The sequence below is a fragment of the Streptomyces sp. B8-7 genome (genome assembly GCF_058833805.1).
The window spans coordinates 242,130-261,653 of record NZ_JBYRRL010000001.1 but is presented as its reverse complement, the minus strand read 5'-3'; the positions used below and the strand labels follow the sequence as shown (position 1 = coordinate 261,653).

Genomic DNA, 19,524 nt, shown 5'->3' with positions numbered 1-19,524 from the left:
AAAACAAGCTAGGGAGAGGTCGCCGGGACGGGCGGCGTCGTACGCGATCCGGCCGAAGCGGACGGTGAGACGGAGGCGGACGGCGGGGCCGAGGCGGACGTCGAGGCGGACGTCGAGGCGGAGGCTGACGGCGAGGCCGACGGCCCGGGCCCCAGGCGGAACACATGTCCGGGAGTGGCGACGCTGGTGATGGCCGTGCCGAACAGGGTGCTCGGGGACGCGCCCTGGTAGGGGGTGTCGCTGTTCAGCAGCACGACCATGGTGGCCTCCTGCGACGGCAGGTACAGCGTGAGGCTCTCGTAGCCGGGGATCGAGCCGTTGTGGCCCACCCAGCCCTCGGCCGTGAACAGGCCCAGCCCGTATGCCGCTCCGGGGAAGTCCGGACTGGTGGCCGTCTGCAGGCGCTGTTCCTGGGTGGCGGGCTTGATCAGAGGCGTGCCGGTGGCGACGACCGGCGCCCAGGTGTGCAGGTCGTCCAGGTCGGAGATCATCGCCCCCGCCGCGTTCGCGTCGGACGGGCTCCAGTGGGTGGCGTCGGTCTCCTTCCCGTCCGCGGTCTGGGTGGTGTAGCCGTGTGCGTACGGCGTCGGGATCCGCGCGTTCGTCGGGTACAGGGTCCCGTTCATGTGCAGGGGGTCGAGCACGTGGTCGCGGAAGTAGTCGGCGAGGCTCTGACCGCTGACCTTCTCCAGCACCCGGCCCAGCAGCACCGTGTTGGTGTCGCAGTACACCAGCTGGGTTCCGGGGGCGAAGTCCAGGGGATGGCTGAAGGAGTAGTCGAGCAGCTCCTGTGTGGTGAAGACCCGTTCGGGGTCCTCCTCCAGGGCCGCGACGAAGTCCGGGTCCTTCGTGTAGTCGAAGAGTCCGCTCTGCATCCGGGCCAGGTCCCGCAGAGTGATCCGGTCGCCCTCCGGCACGCCCGACACGTAGCGTGAGACGGGGTCGTCGAGGCCGAGCTCTCCCTGGTCGACCAGCTGGAGGATGCCGGTGACGGTGAAGGTCTTCGTCTCGCTGCCGATCCGCATGTGCAGGTCGGTGGTCATCGGCGTGCCCGCCTGCTTGTCGGCGACCCCGAAGGCGCGCTCGTAGTCGGGCTGTCCCGGCATCCACAGCCCCACGATCACGCCGGGAACGCCGGTCTCGTGCATCACCTGCCGGATCGCGGCGTCGAGCTGCGCGGCTCGGCCGGAGTCCGTCGGGGTCGACACCTGCCGGGAGGACAGCCGCGTGCCCGCACTCTGCGTGACGGTGTCGCCCGAGCAGGCCGTCCCGGTGAGCAGCATCGCTGCCGCCGTCAGGGAGGCCACGGCCGTGCGCCGCGATCGCCGGCGAACGGCGCGGCCGACGGTGCCGATCAGCATGCGGGTCTCCAAACGGGTCGGGAGGGGCGGACGGCGGGAGGTCCGCGGCCACTGGTGCTGCATCGTCGGGCTGCATCCCCGGCGGGTCGGTCACGGGATGCCCGCGGCGGCCGGACACCACCGCATCGAGTCACCGGTGACCGCCACACGGGCGCACCCGCCGCACCCCCCTCACGGCCGCAGACCGCCCCGCACACCGACCGCCCCTCACGCTCACGGGCCGCCCCGCACACCCACCACCCCTCACCGTCACGGGCCGCCCCGCACACCCGGCCCCGCGTCACGGCCACCGGCCGCCCCGCGCACCCACCGTCCTCACGCGCACCGGCTCCCCCGGTCCGCCACACCCACGGTCGGGGCAAGCCGGAGCGGCCCCGGTGCGGCGGTGGTAGACAGGCGTGCGCCGCCGGCCGGGAACGGAGGGCGGCCGGGATGCCATGTCGGCCCACACGTAGGGAACGTCCGGTGAAGCGCTTCGACCACCCCCTGTTCCAGATGTTCCTGGAGCGCGCGGTGATGACGATGACCGGTGGCGGCGCGGAGTTCGGTGAGTGCGCGGCGACGGCGGCCCGGATCACCGAGGGCGACAACAACAGCTGGTACCGGGAGTGGACCGCCACCGCGGCCATGGTGCGGGGGTGGGCCGAGGAGAGCGACCGGGCCGGTCACCGGGTGAGCGCCCGGGAGGCGTACCTGCGGGCCGCCACGTATCTGCGCGTCTCCTACTACCCGCTCTACGGGCTGCCGGTGGACCCCCGGCTCGTCGACGCGGCGCGGCGCGAGCGGGACTGCTTCGCCCGCTTCGCGCAGCTGTGCGATCCGCCGCTGCTGCCGGTCCGGGTGCCGTTCGAGGGCGGCTTCCTCGACGGGTACTTCTGCCCGGCCGAGGGCTCCGCCCCGAAAGACGGCCCGCGGCCGACCGTGATCGCGGTCAACGGCTACGACTCCGACGTGCACGAGATGCACTGGGCCCACGCCCAGCCGGCCGTGCGGCGCGGATACCACTGCCTGCTGGTGGACGGGCCGGGTCAGGGTCTGGCGCTGGTGCACCAGGGCCTGACCATGCGTCCGGACTGGGAGACGGTGCTCCGTCCCGTCGTCGACCACGCCGTGACCCTGCCGGGCGTGGACGCCACCCGGCTGGTGGTGTCCGGGTGGAGCTTCGGCGGCTTTCTCGCCCCGCGCGGCGTCAGCGGCGAACCCCGGGTGGCCGCGCTGGTGGCGGATCCCGGGCAGTGGGACCAGCTGGAGAACATCCGGTCGATGGGGCTGGTCCCCCCGGAACTCGGCGACCGGCTGCCGGACGTGGACCCCGCCGAGCTGGACCCGTACCTCGCTCCCGCGGTCGAGCACCCGGTCGTACGGTGGAAGCTGGTCCAGCGCGCCCTGTGGGTGCACGGCCTGGGAAGCGTGGGGGAGTACCTGGTCGAGATGGGCCGCTACCGGCTCTCCGACGTCGCCGGCCGCATCACCTGTCCCACCTTGGTGGCCCTGGCCGAGGGCGACCAGCTCGCCGGGCAGGCGGAGAGGCTCTACGAGGCCCTGCGGTGCCCCAGGACGCTGGTCCGCTTCTCCAGCGCCGAGGGGGCCGAGGGCCACTGCGAGAGCTGGAACCGCTCCCGTTTCAACCAGCGCGTCTTCGACTGGCTCGACGACGTGCTCAAGCGCCCTCACACGCCCTGACCGGTCACCGGGAGCGGGCGGCCGGCCGGGGCGGCGGACGCCGGACGCGCACCGGTCGCGGCTCCGCAGCGGCGGGCGCCGCCCGCCACGGCGCTACGACGCGGTGGGCCGCCAGCTGCGCAGCATGACGTCGAACTGCTCCCGCATCAGCTCCCAGTCCTCGGCGGGGGCGGAGGCGTAGAGGGCGTACTCGACGCCGTCGCGCGAGAGGTACATCTGGTCGACGGCGCGGCGCGGTCCGGGCGCGGTCGCGGTGTCCTTGGGCAGCGCGGTCCAGGTGTACTCCCAGAGGGAGCCCGGGCGGTCCCGGTAGACGTTCTCCGTCATGCCGACCCGCTCGTAGTCGACGAGCCGGCTCACCTGCTGCTCCAGGTCGAGCTGGTGGGCGTGCGGGTCGTCGAAGTCGGGGGCGGGGTCGACGGCGATGCGGAAGAAGTGCTCGCCGCCGTCGGGCGAGTAGTCGGCCTGTCCGGTCGCCCGGTCGTACTCGGTGCGCTGCCACTCCGGTCCGGGCAGCGCGATGCTGAAGCCGAACGGGTCGTCGCGGCGCACCCAGCCCTGCGGAAGGGTGCCGGTGTTCCCCGACCCGGACGGGCCGGCCGAGGACGACGGGGCCGAGGACGTACCCGGGCCGCGGCCGGCGGGCGTGTCCGGGGCGCCCCCTGCCGTCCGGGCCTGCCACTGCAGGATGCCGGCGGCGGTGCCGCCGCCGAGGAGCGCCGCGAGCAGCACCACGAGGGCGAGGGTCCGCCGCCGGCGGGGCCGGCCCGTCGCCTGCGGTGCGGGCGGCGCGGCGGCCGGTGCGGCGGCCGGTGCGGGCTGCGGGTACGGGGTCGTCGGGGAAGTGCCCGACCAGGCGGGCGCGTTGCCGTCGCGGGGGCCCGCCTGGGCCGGCACCCGCGGCCGGACGGCGGTGGGCGAGCGGCCCTCCGCCACGTCGGCGAGCATCCGTTCGGCCTCGGCGGCGCCGGGGCGGGCGGCCGGATCCTTGCGCAGCAGAGCGGCGATGACGGGGGCGAGGTCCCCGGCGTGGGCGGGGGCGGCCGCCTCCTCCTCGACGACGGCCTGGAGGGTGGACAGCGGGGAGGTCCGGCGGAACGGCGAGCGGCCCTCCACCGCGGTGTACAGCGTGGCACCGAGCGCCCACAGGTCGGAGGAGGGGCCGGGGTCGTGGCCGCGGACGCGTTCGGGGGCGAGGTAGTCGACGGAGCCGACGACCTCCCCGGTACGGGTGATGGTGGAGTCGCCCTCGATCTGCGCGATGCCGAAGTCGGTGAGCAGGACGCGGCCTTCACGGCCCAGCAGCACGTTGCCGGGCTTGACGTCCCGGTGCAGGACACCGGCGGTGTGGGCGGCGCGCAGGGCCCGCAGCACCCACATGCCGATGCGGGCGGCCTCGGCGGGCGCGAGCCGGCCCTCGTCCCTGACCGCGTCGGCGAGGGAGCGGCCTTCGACGAGTTCCATGACGATCCACGGCCGGCCGTCGTGCTCCAGCACGTCGTGCACGGTGACGACGGCCGAGTGGTTGATCCGGGCCGCCGCCCGCGCCTCCGCCCTGGTACGTGCGAGCAGGACGGTCCGGTCGCTCTCGGACACGTAGAGCGCGGCCGTCAACTCCTTGATCGCGACGGCCCGGTGCAGCACCTCGTCGTGCGCCCGCCACACCCGGCCCATACCGCCGGTGCCGATGGTGTCGGCCAGCCGGTAACGGCCCGCGACGAGCCGGCCCTGCATCTGATTCACGTTGCCCCGCTCTGGTCTTGACGAGATCAGCGTAGGGACCGGTGCCCCGGCACGGAACCAGGGGGGCCGCTCGGATACCGCACTGTGACGGTTGTCGCTTTGCGTGACGGAAGGGAACCGTTCGGGGGCCTGCGGCTCAGCGGGTGGGGGTGTAGGTCGTGGCCGCCTGCTCGTACAGGCGGGTCACCTCGTCGCGTTCGGCCTCGGGGCCGCGCACCTGCACCACGTGGTAGCGGCCGTCGAGGAGGATCGCCACGTTGCGCACGAAGAGTTCGCGTCCGTCGGCGCCGGTCCAGGTGAACTGCCCCTCGGCCATGGTCCGTCCGCCCACCGAGACGGTCTTCAGTCCGGTGGCGGTGGCCCAGCTGGAGTCGCGGTAGGGCTGGAGCTCCGGTTCCCGCTCCCGCTGGTACTCCATCGGGTCGGCGCCGAACTCGGCGGCGCCGTCCCGTCCGGGGACGACGATCAGCTCGAACGCGCCGTGCGTGTAGCGCACCTGGCCGCTGCCGTTGCGCCCGGTGTGGTCCCAGCCGTCGGCGACGGCGAGCCGGAAGCCGGCCGGGTCGGACCGCAGCGTGAAGCCGTCGGGGACGGCGGCCTGGTCCGGCTCGTCGGTGCCGCCGGTCTGCGGCTGCCCCGAACCGGCCGGCCCGGTGGGCGAGTCGCCGGGCGTGGTCTGGTCGGGGTGCGGTGCGCTGCTGGCCTGCGGTGTGCCGTCGTCGGGCGCCTGCCCGGCCTGGCCGGCCGCGCCGGTACGGTCCGGGCGGGGCGCGCCCGCGCTGCCGGCCTCGTCGGCGCGGGGCAGGAACAGCATGGCGTACGCGATCGCGGCGGCCATCGCCAGCAGCACCGCCACCAGCAGGGTCCGGCCCAGGCTGCGCGGCGAACGCTCCTCCTGCCGGGCCCGCTTGTGCCGCCCGTGGGGCGCGGGCAGTCCGGCGCGCCGTCTGCGCACGAGTTCGCCGCGCCGCCGGACGATCGGCAGCCGCCCGGGGTCGGCGGGCGGCACGGGCACGACGTGCGTCCCGGCGTCGGGCTCGGGCGCCGACCGCACGAGGGAGCGCAGCCAGCCGCGCAGTTCCTCGAAGCCGGGGCGTTCGGTGGGGTCCTGACGCAGCAGCGACTCCACGACCGGGCGCAGCGGCCCGCACTCCTCGGCGAACGCCGGCGGTTCCGCGCACACCATCTGCACCAGTTCGGCCGTCGACTCCTCCGGGTAGGGCGCGTGCCCCTGGACCGCCCGGAAGAGGAGCGCGCCCAGCGCCCACAGGTCGGTGGCGGGGCCGATGGGCGCGGCGAGCTGCCAGTTCTCGTGCACGGGCCCGGCCTGCTCCGGCGCCCACCGCTCGGTGACCGCGCCCACGACGGCCATCCGCGCCTGCCGGGCGCGTTCGGCGGCCAGCGCGGTGGCGGGGCCGCGCCGTCCGGGAGCGGCGGCGGCCGGTGCGTCCCAGCCGCCGGCCGGCGGCCCCGCCGAGGCGGCGGCGGAGCCGCTCGCGGGGGTGAGCGCGGCAGCGGCGGAGGCCGGTGCCCGGGGCGCGGCGGCCCCGGGCCCCGCGGGCAGCGGGGGGACCGGTACGGGGGTCCGGCCGGGGGTGTGTCCGGCCGGCGGCAGAGCCTGGCGGCCGGCTCCGGCGCCGGGCGCGGGCGGGCCGAGCGGTGTGCGGGGCGCCGGGCCCTGCGGGGCTCCGCCCCGCACCGGACGGGGGGTGGCGCCGTGCCAGGGCCGGGCCTGCACCCCGTACGGGTCCGCTATCTGCCCCGGCGGCGTGGCACCGCCGTCCGCACGGCCTCGGCGGTCGGGCCCGCGGGCGTCCGGGGCCCGGGTCCCCGGGCCGCGGGTGTCCGGTCCGGTGGCATACGGTCCCGGAGCATGCGGCCCCGGCTCGTGCGGCCCGTTCTCGTGCGGTCCCGGGGCGTACGGCGGCTGCGGCGCGCCCGGTGGCAGGGCGGAGCCGTCCGGCGACGCGGGTCCGGGTGCGTCCGGCGACGCGGGTCCGGGTGCGTGCGGCGACGCGGGTCCGGGTGCGTGCGGCCCGGGAAGCTCCGTGCCGGACGGACCGCGGGGCTGCCCGTACCCGCCCGGCAGGGCGGCCCGCGGGCCGTGACCATCCGGCGGAACAGCCTGAGGGACGGCCTGCGGGCCGTGACCGTTCGGCAGGGCGGCCTGCGGGCCGTCGGGCCGAGTGCCCTGGACGCGGGCCGCGGCGCGCGCTCCGGCGCGGTACGCGGCGATCGCCCCGGCGCGCGCCGCCCGGACGTCGTCACCGCTCTCCAGGGCTCTGCGGGCGGGCTCGCCGGTCCGGTCGGCTCCACCGTCCGGTCCGGCGGGCGTCCGGGACGCGCCCCGCGCCTCGATGGCGGCCCGGCGGGCGGCCTCCACGTCGCCGGCCGTGGTCCCGCCGCCCGGGGCGGAGGCCCCTGGCCCGCTCCGCCCGGCCGGCGCACCGCCGGAGAGGCCGTCGCCCGTGTGCGGCGGCGGGCCGGGCGGGGTGCCGGTGTCGTCCCCGGCCGGTACGGGGTCGTAGCCGCACAGCGCCTCCTCGACGACGCCGACGGCGAGGCCGGTGAGCAGGACGCGGCCGTCGTCGCAGACCAGCACGGTGCGGGCGGTGATGTTGCGGTGCACCCAGCCGTGGCCGTGCAGCACGCGCAGCGCCATCAGCACGTCCGAGGCGACCTCGGCGGCCCGGTACGGCGTCAGCGGCCGCTCGGCGAGCAGCGCGGCGAGCGGCCGGGCGGCCACCGACTCGCTGACGATCCACAGCGAACCGCCCTCGGCGAACACGTCGAAGACCTGGTCCAGCCGGGGGTGGTCGGGGATGGCGGCAGTGGCCTGCGCGGCCTCCACGGCCCGTCGTACGACCGGGTCGGCGGGCCGCCGGCCGCTGCCGGGCCGGGGCGGACGCCGGCCGTCCCGGTCCCGCGCGGTGAACCCGGCGGGCAGCCCCTCGGCGTCGAGCACCTCCGCCTCGACGACCTCCGGCAACGGCACCTGCCGGACCAGGACTTCCTGCCCGCTGTAGGTGTCGAAGGCGCGCGTCTCGGTGAGTTCGTACTCCTCGGAGGGCGGCAGCGGCAGGCGGTAGCGGTCGGCGAGCACCCGTCCCGCGTAGTCGTCCACGTTGCCTCCCCCGGGCCACCCGGCTGTCAATTCCGTTCGTGCGGCGCCCCGTTCCGGGTGCGTACGGTTCGCAAGCACTCACGATACGTGCCGTGGGCGACCCGCAGCGAGGGGATGGGGGATCTCACCCGTCCGGGGAGCGGCTCAGTCCTTGGGCCGGAAGGTCTTCGTGAGGGTCAGCCAGGTGTCGCGGCGCGGCGCCCCGTTCCAGGAGTCGGCCTCGGCGGTGTACATCAGCGCGTACCCCTGGTGGTCGTCGACGACGAACCCGCGGTCGACGCTGCGGAACCGGGTGCCGCCCTCGGTGTAGGTGAACTCCCAGTCGGCGGCGTCCCAGCCGCGGTAGTCCACCGACGCTATGCGGATACGCTGGTACTGCGAGCGCTTCATGTAGCGCTCCTGGGCGTGCCAGTCGGCGACCGGGTCGTCCTTCGGGGTGCTGGTCCAGCCGATGAGCAGCTTCTGCCCGCCGGGGCCGGTGAAACGATCCCCCGCGTTCCCGGTGGACTTGTACGCCCAGCCCTCGGGCAGCCCGATCGAGTAGCCCTGGGCGCCCCGGTGCGTCGTGGCCGCGCCGTCGCCGGAGCCGTCGGCGTCGTCGGAGCCGTGGGAGGCCGCGTCGCCGGAGCCGTCGGCCGGGCCGTCGCCGTCCGCGGCCGCGCCGGGGGTGGCGGCGCCGCTCGCGCCGGACTGCGTGCCCCGGCCCGCGGACGGGGAGTTGCCGCCGTCGGGACCGCTGCCGCCCGCCCGGTCGCTGCGGGTGTCGGCGCCGGACGCCCCGGCGGAGGACCCGGTGTCCCGGCCGGGGCCGGCGGAGTCGGCGTCACCGCCGCCGAGGGTGAGGGCGAGGACGGTGCCGAGGACGGCGAGTACGACGGCCACCGCGATGATCACCAGGGTGCGCCGGGACACCACGTCGGTCAGCGGGGCGCGGCGCGCGGGCCGAGCGGGCAGGTCGGGCGGCGGCACGACAGGCCATCCCGTGCTCCGGCCGCCCGCCGGGGTCCGTCCCCCCGGGCCGCCGGCGGCCGCCTCGCCCGGCCCGGCCTCCTCCGCGGGCCGAGCGGCGGCCGCCGGGGCGGGCTTGGCCGAGCCGGCAGGGGTGGCAGGGGTGGCAGGGGTCTCCGGAGTCGCGGGAGGAGTCTTCGCGGCCGTCGCGGACGCGGCTTCCGGGGCGGTCGCGGCGGCTCCGGCCGCGCGGTCCTGCCCGGCGGAGCCGCGGCGCACCGAGCGCAGCGCACCGCGCAGTCCGGTCCCGGCGGCCGCCTCGCCCCGCCGTCCGCCGGGGCCGGTCTGCGCCGGCAGCGGCACGGCCCTCGTCGCGTCCTGCGGCTCCTCACCGGCCCGGTCCAAGCCCTCGACCACCGCGTCGAGCAGGGCCCGGGCTCCCGCGTCGTCGAGCCGTTCGGCGGGGTCCTTGGTGAGCAGGCCCCGGATGACCTCGGCGAGCGGTCCGGCGTTCTTCGGTTCGTCCAGCGGCTCGGTCATCACCGCGGTGAGCGTGGCGATAGCCGACCCCTTGTCGTACGGCGGCACGCCCTCGACCGCCGCGTACAGCAGTCCGCCCAGCGACCACAGGTCGGCGGCGGGGCCCGGCTTGTGGCCGCGGGCCCGCTCGGGGGCGATGTAGGAGGGCGCGCCGACGAGCATGCCGGTCGAGGTGATGGACGGGTCGCCCTCGACCTGGGCGATGCCGAAGTCGGTGAGCACGACCCGGCCGTCGTCGGCGATCAGCACGTTGGACGGCTTCACGTCGCGGTGCAGGATGCCCTGCCGGTGGGCGGAGCGCAGCACGTCGAGGACCGCGAGCCCGACCTCGGCGGCGCGCCGGGGTGCGAGCAGGCCGTCCTCCCGGATGGCCTCGGCGAGGGACTTGCCCTCGACGAGCTCCATCACGATCCAGGGCCGGTCGTCCTCCTCGACCACGTCGAAGACCGTCACCGCGCTGTTGTGGCGGATCCGGGCGATGGCCTTGGCCTCGCGCAGGGTCCGGGTGATCAGCCGGCGCTTCTCCTCCTCGTCGATGTTCGACGGGAACCGCAGCTCCTTGACGGCGACCGTGCGCCCGAGGGTCTCGTCCTCGGCCCGCCACACCGTGCCCATGCCGCCGCGGCCGAGCACATCTCCCAGCCGGTACCGCCCGGCGAGGAGACGTGCGTTCTCGTCCTGACGGGATGCTCCCGCCCGCTCCGCCTCCGACATGCGTCCCCTCGTGCAACCCGCCCTGACAGAGGCTCCATTGTCCCTCACCCGACAAGTACCCCTTGCCGCGGGGGCCCCTGGCTCCGCGCACCCGTGCCGCTGCCCCGGCGCGGCTCGGAGCCTCGCTCTCCCCCGCCCGCGTGACACCACTTCACCCGGGCCCGCCACCAGGCGGAACCCGCACCGCACGGCACCGCGCGCCGCGCACCCGGCCCCGTCGGCGGCCCCTCGGCCCGCTCGGGCCGGTGCTCCGGCGGCCCGGTGCCGTGGCCTCCCCGGCCCCGGTCGGGAGTCACGGCGGCACGCCGGGTCACACGGCACGACCGGTCACAGCGGCACGATGTCCGGCGCTCCCAGCCGGGCCGCGTCCGCGGTCAGGTCGTCGGGCTGGCGCTGGGACTCACGCTCCGCCTCGACCCGCTTCTCGTAGTGCTGCACCTCCCGTTCGACGTGGTCGGTGTCCCAGCCGAGGACCGGCGCCATCAGCTCGGCGGCCTCCCGGGCGCAGCGGGTGCCGCGGTCGAAGGTCTCGATGGAGATGCGGGTGCGCCGGGTCAGGACGTCGTCGAGGTGGCGGGCGCCCTCGTGCGAGGCGGCGTAGACGGCCTCGGCGCGCAGATAGTCCTCGGCGCCCTGGAGGGGCTCGCCCAGCGAGGGGTCGCCGGCGATGAGTTCGAGCAGTTCCTCCGTCAGCGAGCCGTAACGGTTGAGCAGGTGCTCCACGCGGACCACGTGCAGTCCGGTGCGGGCGGCGATGCGTGCCCGGGCGTTCCACAGGGCGCGGTAGCCCTCGGCACCGGCCAGCGGGATGTCCTCGGTGACGCATTCGGCGACCCGCCGGTCGAGTGCGTGGACCGCCTCGTCCACGGCGTCCTTGGCCATCACCCGGTACGTCGTGTACTTGCCGCCGGCCACCACGACCAGGCCCGGCACGGGGTGGGCGACGGTGTGTTCGCGGGAGAGCTTGCTGGTGGCGTCGGACTCCCCGGCGAGCAGCGGGCGCAGACCGGCGTAGACGCCCTCGACGTCGTCGCGGGTGAGCGGCACGGCGAGCACCGAGTTGACGTTCTCCAGCAGGTAGTCGATGTCGGCGCTGGAGGCGGCCGGGTGGGCCTTGTCCAGGTCCCAGTCGGTGTCGGTGGTGCCGACGATCCAGTGCCGCCCCCAGGGGATGACGAACAGGACGGACTTCTCCGTGCGCAGGATGAGCCCGGTGCTGGAGTGGATGCGGTCCTTGGGCACCACGAGGTGGATGCCCTTGGACGCGCGGACGTGGAACTGCCCGCGCTCACCGACCATGGCCTGGGTGTCGTCGGTCCACACCCCGGTGGCGTTGACGATCTGCTTGGCGTGGACCTCGTACTCCCCGCCCGCCTCGACGTCCCGCACCCGCGCCCCGACGACGCGCTCGCCCTCGCGCAGGAAGCCGGTGACGCGGGCGCGGTTGGCGACCTGGGCGCCGTAGACGGCGGCGGTGCGCACCAGGTTCGTCACATAGCGGGCGTCGTCCATCTGGGCGTCGTAGTACTGGAGGGCGCCGACCAGGGCGTCCTTCTTCAGGCAGGGGGCGACGCGCAGCGCGTGACGGCGGCCCAGATGGCGGTGCACGGGCAGCCCGCGGCCGTGTCCGCGGGCCATGGACATGGCGTCGTAGAGCGCGACACCCGATCCCGCGTAGAGCCGCTCCCAGCCCTGGTGCCGGAGCGGGTACAGGAACGGCACCGGCTTCACCAGGTGCGGTGCGAGCCGCTCCAGCAGCAGGCCGCGCTCCTTGAGCGCCTCGCGCACCAGGGCGAAGTCGAGCATCTCCAGATAGCGCAGGCCGCCGTGGATGAGCTTGCTGGACCGGCTCGACGTGCCCGACGCCCAGTCCCGGGCCTCGACCAGCGCCGTGGACAGCCCGCGGGTGGCGGAGTCGAGCGCGGTGCCGGCGCCGACCACACCACCGCCCACGACGAGGAGGTCCAGTTCGTGCTCGGCCATGGCCGCGAGTGCCTCGGCGCGCTGCGCCGGCCCCAGTGTCGCTGTCCTCACCGCTGCCTCCCGCTCTTCGGTCGCGCCTGCCGCACCCGTCGGGTACGGCCCCGTCCGTCCTCCCTGCCCACTCCCCCTGCCCAGATTCTGACCGGCTTGCCCGACTTCAGCCACCACGGGCGGGCGGCCTGTGGACAACTCCGGCCGACGGGCACGCGTACGCCGCCGTCCCGGACGGCCGTCACCGCCCGGACGACCGTCACAGCGCCATCGCCCCGGGGCGGCCACCGGCACCGCCACGGAGCGGCCGGCACCGCCATGGAGGGGCCGTCACCGCCCTGACCGACCGCCACCGTCCCGGGCGACTGCCGCCATCAACCCGGGCGACACATCGAGACAATGCGGCATATCGGTCATATTTACTCCTAGTCTGACAGTGCGCTCGCTCGTTCTGTCCACACGGCTTGCGCACCTGTCCCGCTTCGGTTACTGGGAAGGACGGCCCCCGCCATGCCCGCAGATCTCGCCGTGATCGGACTCGGCCCGCTCGGCCTGCCGCTGGCCCAGGCCGCCGTCGCCGCCGGCATCCCCACCGTCGGCTACCGCACCGGGCCCGAGTCCGGTTCACTCAGCCCCGCCGAACTGCGCCGGATGCTCTCGGAGGGCTTCCGGCCGGCCGACGGGCCCGCCGAACTGGGCCGGGTACGCACCGCGGTGATCTGCGCGCCCACCCCGCGCGCGGCCGACGGCGGCCCCGACCTCGGCCAGGTGGAGTCGGCCGCGCGCACCCTGGGGGCCCGGCTGCGCCCGCACACCACGGTGATCCTGGAGTCGCCCGTCCTGCCGGGCACCACGGAGTCCTTCCTGCGCCCGCTGCTGGAGGAGACCTCCGGCCTGCGCGCCGGCCGGGACTTCCACCTCGCCTACTCCCCCACCCGGGTGGATCCCGGCAACCGCCACTTCACCCCCGCCAACACCCCGAAGGTGATCGGCGGCCTCACCCCCGCCTGCACCGAGTCCGCCGCCGCCTTCTACGGCCGGGTCACCGACAAGGTGGTCCGCGCCCGCGGTCTGCGCGAGGCGGAGGCCGTGCACCTGCTGGAGACCACGTACCGCCAGGTCAACATCGCCCTCGTCAACGAGATGGCCGTCCTCTGCGACGACCTGGGCGTGGACCTGTGGGACGTCATCCGCTGCGCCGAGACCAAGCCGTTCGGCTTCCAGGCCTTCCGCCCCGGGCCCGGCGTCGGCGGGCACACCGCCTCCCAGGACCTGACCGCCCGCACCGGCCGCGGCCTGCGCATGGCGGACCTGGCCCGCCAGGTCAACGAGCAGATGCCGCGCTACGTCGTCCAGCGCGCGGCCACCCTGCTCAACGAACACGGCAAGTCCGCGCGCGGGGCCCGCGTCCTGCTCCTCGGGGTCACCTACAAGCCCGACCTGGCCGACCAGCAGGGCTCGCCCGCGCACGAGATCGCGGTCCGTCTGATGTCCCTCGGCGCCCTGGTCAGCTACCACGACCCCCACGTCCCGGCCTGGACGGTCCTGGACCGCCCGCTGCCCCGCGCGGACTCCCTGTACGAGGCGGCGGCCGAGGCCGATCTCACGATCCTGCTCCAGCAGCACCGCACCTACGACCTGCAGGGCCTGTCCGTGAAGGCCCAGCTCCTCCTGGACACCCGCGGCGCCACCCCCACGGGAGCGGCCCACCGCCTGTGACGGCACGGCCGGCCCGCCCTTCGCCCCGGCACCGTGCCCCGCAGCCGCCCGGCCCCTCCGGTCCGCGCACCCCCCCGACCAGCGGATCGTGCGGCATATCGACTGGCGTCCCCGCCCCCCGGGCCTGCTAACGTGCGCCCTCGCCGACCGCACAACCGTGCGGACGGCGTTCGTTCACAGCATCCCGTGGGGGGACTCCTGTCATGACCCAGTCAGCATCGCCGCCGTCCGTCGAGGGCACCGCCGAAGGCACCGCGCCGCAGCCGCAGCCCTCCGGGGGCAACCCCTTCGCCGGGCAGCAGGCCCCGGCCCTCTCCCCGGCCGTCCCGGTCGCGCCCGCGCGGGGCGCCAACCTCGCGCTCGGCCTTCTCGCCGCGCTCCTCGGCGCGCTGGTCAGCGCCGGCGTCTACGGCGCGATCGTCGGTGCGACGGAGCGGGAGATCGGCTACGCGGCGCTCGGCGTCGGCGCCCTCGTCGGCTTCTGCGCCGGCCGGGCGGGCCGCTCCCACCCGGTGCTGCCGGTGGCCGCCGGCGTGCTGGCCCTCGGTGCCGTCTGCCTCGGCCAGCTCCTGGGCATCGCGCTGATCTTCTCCGACGAGTTCGGCGTCTCGGCGACCTCGATGTTCGTCGACCACTTCGACGGGCTGACCCGGGCCTGGAAGGAGACGGCCGACCCGATGACGTTCCTGTTCTTCGCGATCGGCGCCGTCACGGCGTTCTCCACCGCGAAGAAGACCGGCGCGTAGGACCGCGGCCGCGGCACCGGGCCGCCGCGCCCACGCCCCGCCCGGACGCCGCACTCCCGACCCGCACGCACCCGGGCAGCGCTTGTGCTGCGCGTCGGCGACCGTCACCTCGACGCGCTGGAACTCCTTCAGCTCGCTGTAGCCGGTGGTGGCCATGGCGCGGCGCAGGGCGCCGAAGAAGTTCATCGAGCCGTCCGGGGTGTGCGAGGGGCCGGTGAGGACCTCCTCGATGGTGCCGACCGTGCCGAGGTCGACCTTCTTGCCGCGGGGCAGTTCCTCGTTGACCGCCTCCATGCCCCAGTGGTGGCCCTTGCCGGGGGCGTCCGTGGCGCGGGCCAGCGGGGAGCCCATCATCACGGCGTCGGCGCCGCAGGCGACGGCCTTCGGCAGGTCGCCGGACCAGCCGACGCCGCCGTCGGCGATGACGTGCACGTACCGGCCGCCGGACTCGTCCATGTAGTCGCGGCGGGCCGCCGCGACGTCCGCGACCGCCGTCGCCATCGGCACCTGGATGCCCAGCACGTTGCGCGTGGTGTGCGCGGCGCCGCCGCCGAAGCCGACCAGCACGCCGGCCGCGCCGGTGCGCATCAGGTGCAGGGCCGCGGTGTACGTGGCGCAGCCGCCGACGATCACCGGGACGTCGAGTTCGTAGATGAACTGCTTCAGGTTCAGCGGTTCGTGCGCGCCGGAGACGTGCTCCGCCGAGACCGTGGTGCCGCGGATGACGAAGATGTCCACCCCGGCGTCGACGACGGCCTTGGAGAACTGGGCGGTGCGCTGCGGGGAGAGCGCGGCGGCCGTGACCACCCCGGAGTCGCGCACCTCCTTGATCCGCGCCCCGATCAGCTCCTCCTTGACGGGGGCGGCGTAGATCTCCTGCATACGGCGGGTCGCGGCCTCGGCCGGCAGCTCGGCGATCTCGTCGAGCAGCGGCTGCGGGTCCTCGTGGCGGGTCCACAGCCCTTCGAGGTTGAGCACGCCGAGGCCGCCGAGCTCGCCGATGCGGATCGCGGTGGCCGGGGAGACGACCGAGTCCATGGGGGCGGCCAGGAAGGGCAGCTCGAAGCGGTAGGCGTCGATCTGCCAGGCGATCGAGACCTCCTTCGGGTCCCGGGTACGGCGGCTGGGGACGACGGCGATGTCGTCGAAGGCGTACGCCCGGCGGCCGCGCTTGCCGCGCCCGATCTCGATCTCAGTCACGATGTGTGGCCTTTCCCTGATGCGTTTCAGCGTCTTCCAGTATCGCCGACGGGCACGGCGAGGGCGGCCCCGGAGCACTCCCGGGGCCGCCCTCGTCCGTGCGGAGCACGCCTCACGCGCGCGTGCGGCTCACTTGGTCCGGCTGTAGTTCGGCGCCTCGACCGTCATCTGGATGTCGTGCGGGTGGCTCTCCTTCAGCCCCGCCGAGGTGATGCGGACGAACCGGCCGTTGGCCTGGAGGTCGGGCACGGTGCTGCCGCCGACGTAGAACATCGACTGGCGCAGCCCGCCGACCAGCTGGTGCACGACCGAGGCCAGCGGGCCGCGGTAGGGCACCTGGCCCTCGATGCCCTCGGGGATGAGCTGCTCGTCGGAGGCGACGCCCTCCTGGAAGTAGCGGTCCTTGGAGAAGGACCTGCGGTCGCCGCGCGTCTGCATGGCGCCGAGGGAGCCCATGCCGCGGTACGACTTGAACTGCTTGCCGTTGATGAACAGCAGCTCGCCCGGGGACTCCTCGCAGCCCGCGAGCAGCGAGCCGAGCATGACCGTGTCGGCGCCCGCGACCAGGGCCTTGGCGATGTCGCCGGAGTACTGCAGGCCACCGTCGCCGATCACCGGGACACCGGCCGCGCGGGCGGCCAGCGCGGCCTCGTAGATGGCCGTGACCTGGGGGACGCCGACACCGGCGACCACGCGCGTGGTGCAGATGGAGCCGGGTCCGACGCCGACCTTGATGCCGTCGGCACCCGCGTCGACCAGGGACTGGGCGCCGTCCCGGGTGGCGACGTTGCCGCCGATGACGTCGACGCCGGAGGAGTTCGACTTGATCTTCGCGATCATGTCGCCGACCAGCCGGGAGTGGCCGTGCGCGGTGTCGACGACGATGAAGTCGACACCCGCCTCGATCAGCGCCTGGGCCCGCTCGAAGGAGTCCCCGGCGACACCGACCGCCGCGCCGACGAGGAGGCGGCCCTCGGAGTCCTTGGCGGCGTTCGGGTACTTCTCCGCCTTGACGAAGTCCTTGACCGTGATCAGGCCCTTGAGGACACCCGCGTCGTCGACCAGCGGCAGCTTCTCGATCTTGTGCCGGCGCAGCAGCTCCATGGCGTCCACACCGGAGATGCCGACCTTGCCGGTGACCAGCGGCATCGGCGTCATGACCTCGCGGACCCGGCGGGCGCGGTCGCTCTCGAAGGCCATGTCGCGGTTGGTGACGATGCCGAGCAGCTTCTTGTCGCCGTCCGTGACCGGGACCCCGCTGATGCGGAACTTCGCGCAGAGTGCGTCGGCCTCGGCCAGCGTGGCGTCCGGGTGGATGGTGATCGGGTCGGTCACCATGCCCGACTCGGAGCGCTTGACCAGGTCGACCTGGTTGGCCTGGTCCTCGATGGACAGGTTGCGGTGCAGCACGCCGACACCGCCCTGGCGGGCCATCGCGATCGCCATGCGCGACTCGGTGACCTTGTCCATCGCGGCGGACAGCAGCGGGATGTTGACCCGCACGTTCTTGGAGACGTACGAGGCGGTGTCGATCTCGTCGGGCGCCATGTCCGACGAGCCCGGCAGCAGCAGCACGTCGTCGTAGGTCAGCCCGAGTGTCGCGAATTTACCGGGCACTCCGTCGACGTTGGCAGTCATGACACCTTCCCCAATGGCCTTGATCGGTGCGGATGTCCATGCTAACGGGAAGTGCACCCGTCTCATTCCACGGCCGGGATCCCCGGACCGCTTCGTAGGTTCGTACGTCCCCGCGCCCCGCGCGGACGGGTACGTGCCGCGGCCGCGGCACGTTCAGCCCGGGACCGGGACCGTGCCGGACGGGGGACGGGCCGGCTGCGGGCCGGCTCCGGCACAACGGGGGCACGGGCGGCCGGGGCCGGCGCTCGGCCGGGGCCGGCGGGGCCGGCCGGCGTGAGCGGACCCGGCACCGCGCGGCGGCCGGGCCGCCCTCACTGCTCGGCGAGCGCCCGCAGCCGGCTCAGCGCGCGGTGCTGGGCGACCCGGACCGCCCCGGGTGACATTCCCAACATCTGGCCCGTCTCCTCGGCGGTCAGGCCGACCGCGATCCGCAGCAGGAGCAGTTCACGCTGGTTCTCCGGCAGGTTGGCCAGCAGTTTCTTGGCCCACTCGGCGTCGCTGCTGAGCAGGGCGCGCTCCTCGGGGCCGAGGGAGTCGTCCGCCCGCTCGGGCATCTCGTCGGAGGGGACCGCCGTGGAGCCCGGATGGCGCATCGCGGCCCGCTGCAGGTCGGCGACCTTGTGGGAGGCGATCGCGAAGACGAACGCCTCGAAGGGCCGGCCGGTGTCCCGGTAGCGGGGCAGCGCGAGGAGGACCGCGACGCAGACTTCCTGCGCGAGGTCCTCGACGAAATGACGCGCGTCGCCCGGCAGCCGGGAGAGCCGGGTGCGGCAGTAGCGCAGCGCGAGGGGGTGGACATGGGCGAGCAGGTCGTGCGTGGCCTGCTCGTCCCCGTCGACCGCGCGGTGGACGAGTGCGCCGACCACCCCTTGGGCACGGCTCACCTCGTCGTCACGCATCGGTCCATGGTGCCTTGCGGCCGTCTGGTCCGTGGCACCGCGTCCGTCGTTGTGCACCGAAGCGTTATGAGCAGGTGCGCCGGAACTCATCCCCTGCGCCCTCCTCTTCCGCTCGACCGACTCGTCCCCGAGGAACTCCACATCTCAAGGATGCGGCATCCGCGCCGAAACGAGCACCCGCGCCCCGGGCCCCGCGCCCCGAGGGGCGCGGGAGGGCACGGAACCAGCGGCCGGCTCCCGCACCCGGCCGCCCGCACCGGGCGCCGGACCCCGGACGGCCGGCCGTCACCCGCCGCGCGGGGGTCAGCGCACCAGCCCCCACCGGAAGCCCAGGGCGACGGCGTGGGCCCGGTCGGACGCACCGAGCTTCTTGAACAGCCGGCGCGCGTGGGTCTTGACGGTGTCCTCCGAGAGGAACAGCTCCCGTCCGATCTCGGCGTTGGACCGGCCGTGGCTCATGCCTTCCAGCACCTGGATCTCCCGCGCGGTGAGCGTCGGGGCCGCGCCCATCTCCGCGGAGCGCAGCCGCCGCGGGGCGAGCCGCCAGGTCGGGTCGGCCAGCGCCTGGGTCACCGTGGCCCGCAGCTCGGCCCGCGAGGCGTCCTTGTGCAGGTACCCGCGGGCGCCCGCGGCCACCGCCAGGGCGACGCCGTCCAGGTCCTCCGCGACGGTGAGCATGATGATGCGTGCACCGGGGTCGGCGGACAGCAGCCGCCGTACGGTCTCGACGCCGCCCAGACCGGGCATGCGTACGTCCATCAGAATGAGGTCCGAACGGTCGGCACCCCAGCGGCGGAGGACTTCCTCGCCGTTGGCCGCCGTCGTCACGCGCTCGACGCCGGGCACGGTCGCGACCGCGCGGCGGAGCGCCTCTCGGGCAAGCGGGGAGTCGTCGCAGACGAGGACGGAAGTCATGGCCGCCCTCCGCAGCTGATGCGCGTCACCTTGAGCCTCCAGGCTGGTACGAATCGTCACCTGTGCGGTCGACCGTCTCGGACGCCTGCCCGAGCGCTTGTGTTTTCAACCGCCTCCGCACTACCAACGACGGTCACTCGAAAGAGTTACGGGCCGGTCTGTCGCCTTCGGCACTCTACGTGAGGGCGCGGACACAGCGGAGGCAGCGGCGGCGGACCCTCAACGTTTCATCACAACCATGCCCCGTTCGGCCCCTTTTCTTCCCTTTTCCTGGTGTCTGAGGCTAGATTCGCAATGAGTCATATTTTCATCTCCTTAGA

General features: G+C 74.7%; 10 protein-coding genes and 1 pseudogene. 2 read left to right on the top strand and 9 right to left on the bottom strand.

All coding sequences use genetic code 11. The features are described from left to right. Positions 1-8: 8 nt before the first annotated feature. Positions 9-1,361, bottom strand: coding sequence for a serine hydrolase domain-containing protein (locus AC5K6T_RS01215; RefSeq protein ID WP_493204858.1), 1,353 nt, complete (start codon positions 1,359-1,361; stop codon positions 9-11). Positions 1,362-1,826: 465 nt separating this feature from the next. Here AC5K6T_RS01215 and AC5K6T_RS01210 point away from each other — a divergent pair, with 465 nt between their 5' ends. Continuing rightward, the gene (locus AC5K6T_RS01210) at positions 1,827-3,044 is read left to right on the top strand and encodes an alpha/beta hydrolase family protein (RefSeq protein WP_493204857.1); all 1,218 of its coding nucleotides are present in this window, start codon (positions 1,827-1,829) and stop codon (positions 3,042-3,044) included. A 93-nt stretch (positions 3,045-3,137) separates the two neighbouring features. Here AC5K6T_RS01210 and AC5K6T_RS01205 read toward each other — a convergent pair whose 3' ends face one another. From AC5K6T_RS01205 to AC5K6T_RS01190, 4 genes are all read right to left on the bottom strand, one after another. Further along, the gene (locus AC5K6T_RS01205) at positions 3,138-4,778 is read right to left on the bottom strand and encodes a serine/threonine-protein kinase (protein ID WP_493207271.1); all 1,641 of its coding nucleotides are present in this window, start codon (positions 4,776-4,778) and stop codon (positions 3,138-3,140) included. Between the two features lie 145 nt (positions 4,779-4,923). Beyond that, positions 4,924-7,911 (bottom strand): serine/threonine kinase C-terminal domain-containing protein, encoded by a 2,988-nt coding sequence (locus AC5K6T_RS01200; protein WP_493204856.1) that lies wholly within the window; start codon positions 7,909-7,911, stop codon positions 4,924-4,926. A gap of 144 nt (positions 7,912-8,055) precedes the next feature. Beyond that, positions 8,056-10,113, bottom strand: coding sequence for a serine/threonine-protein kinase (locus tag AC5K6T_RS01195; protein WP_493204855.1), 2,058 nt, complete (start codon positions 10,111-10,113; stop codon positions 8,056-8,058). A 327-nt stretch (positions 10,114-10,440) separates the two neighbouring features. Next, on the bottom strand, positions 10,441-12,147 hold the full coding sequence (locus tag AC5K6T_RS01190; protein ID WP_493204854.1) for a glycerol-3-phosphate dehydrogenase/oxidase: 1,707 nt from the start codon (positions 12,145-12,147) through the stop codon (positions 10,441-10,443). Positions 12,148-12,597: 450 nt separating this feature from the next. Between AC5K6T_RS01190 and AC5K6T_RS01185 the strand changes: the two genes are divergently transcribed. Beyond that, positions 12,598-13,806 (top strand): nucleotide sugar dehydrogenase, encoded by a 1,209-nt coding sequence (locus AC5K6T_RS01185; RefSeq protein WP_493204853.1) that lies wholly within the window; start codon positions 12,598-12,600, stop codon positions 13,804-13,806. Positions 13,807-14,630: 824 nt separating this feature from the next. Here AC5K6T_RS01185 and AC5K6T_RS01180 read toward each other — a convergent pair. The 4 genes and pseudogenes from AC5K6T_RS01180 to AC5K6T_RS01165 form a co-directional block, all read right to left on the bottom strand. After that, a pseudogene (locus tag AC5K6T_RS01180) lies at positions 14,631-15,752 on the bottom strand (GuaB3 family IMP dehydrogenase-related protein); the annotation flags it as partial. 129 nt (positions 15,753-15,881) lie between these two features. Next, positions 15,882-17,390 carry an IMP dehydrogenase gene (gene guaB, locus AC5K6T_RS01175; protein WP_493204852.1) on the bottom strand — a complete coding sequence of 503 codons (1,509 nt, stop codon included), beginning with the start codon at positions 17,388-17,390 and terminating at the stop codon, positions 15,882-15,884. A 311-nt stretch (positions 17,391-17,701) separates the two neighbouring features. Next, positions 17,702-18,289 (bottom strand): sigma-70 family RNA polymerase sigma factor, encoded by a 588-nt coding sequence (locus AC5K6T_RS01170; protein WP_493204851.1) that lies wholly within the window; start codon positions 18,287-18,289, stop codon positions 17,702-17,704. A gap of 303 nt (positions 18,290-18,592) precedes the next feature. Then, complete coding sequence (locus AC5K6T_RS01165) at positions 18,593-19,204, bottom strand: response regulator transcription factor (RefSeq protein ID WP_003948568.1); 612 nt, start codon at positions 19,202-19,204, stop codon at positions 18,593-18,595. Positions 19,205-19,524: the final 320 nt, after the last annotated feature.

Bases quoted from the DNA above. Each gene is read 5' to 3' on its own strand.
- AC5K6T_RS01215 (WP_493204858.1), bottom strand. From the start codon at position 1,361: ATGCTGATCGGCACCGTCGGCCGCGCCGTTCGCCGGCGATCGCGGCGC.
- AC5K6T_RS01205 (WP_493207271.1), bottom strand. From the start codon at position 4,778: ATGCAGGGCCGGCTCGTCGCGGGCCGTTACCGGCTGGCCGACACCATC.
- AC5K6T_RS01195 (WP_493204855.1), bottom strand. From the start codon at position 10,113: ATGTCGGAGGCGGAGCGGGCGGGAGCATCCCGTCAGGACGAGAACGCA.
- AC5K6T_RS01185 (WP_493204853.1), top strand. From the start codon at position 12,598: ATGCCCGCAGATCTCGCCGTGATCGGACTCGGCCCGCTCGGCCTGCCG.
- guaB (WP_493204852.1), bottom strand. From the start codon at position 17,390: ATGACTGCCAACGTCGACGGAGTGCCCGGTAAATTCGCGACACTCGGG.
- AC5K6T_RS01170 (WP_493204851.1), bottom strand. From the start codon at position 18,289: ATGCGTGACGACGAGGTGAGCCGTGCCCAAGGGGTGGTCGGCGCACTC.
- AC5K6T_RS01165 (WP_003948568.1), bottom strand. From the start codon at position 19,204: ATGACTTCCGTCCTCGTCTGCGACGACTCCCCGCTTGCCCGAGAGGCG.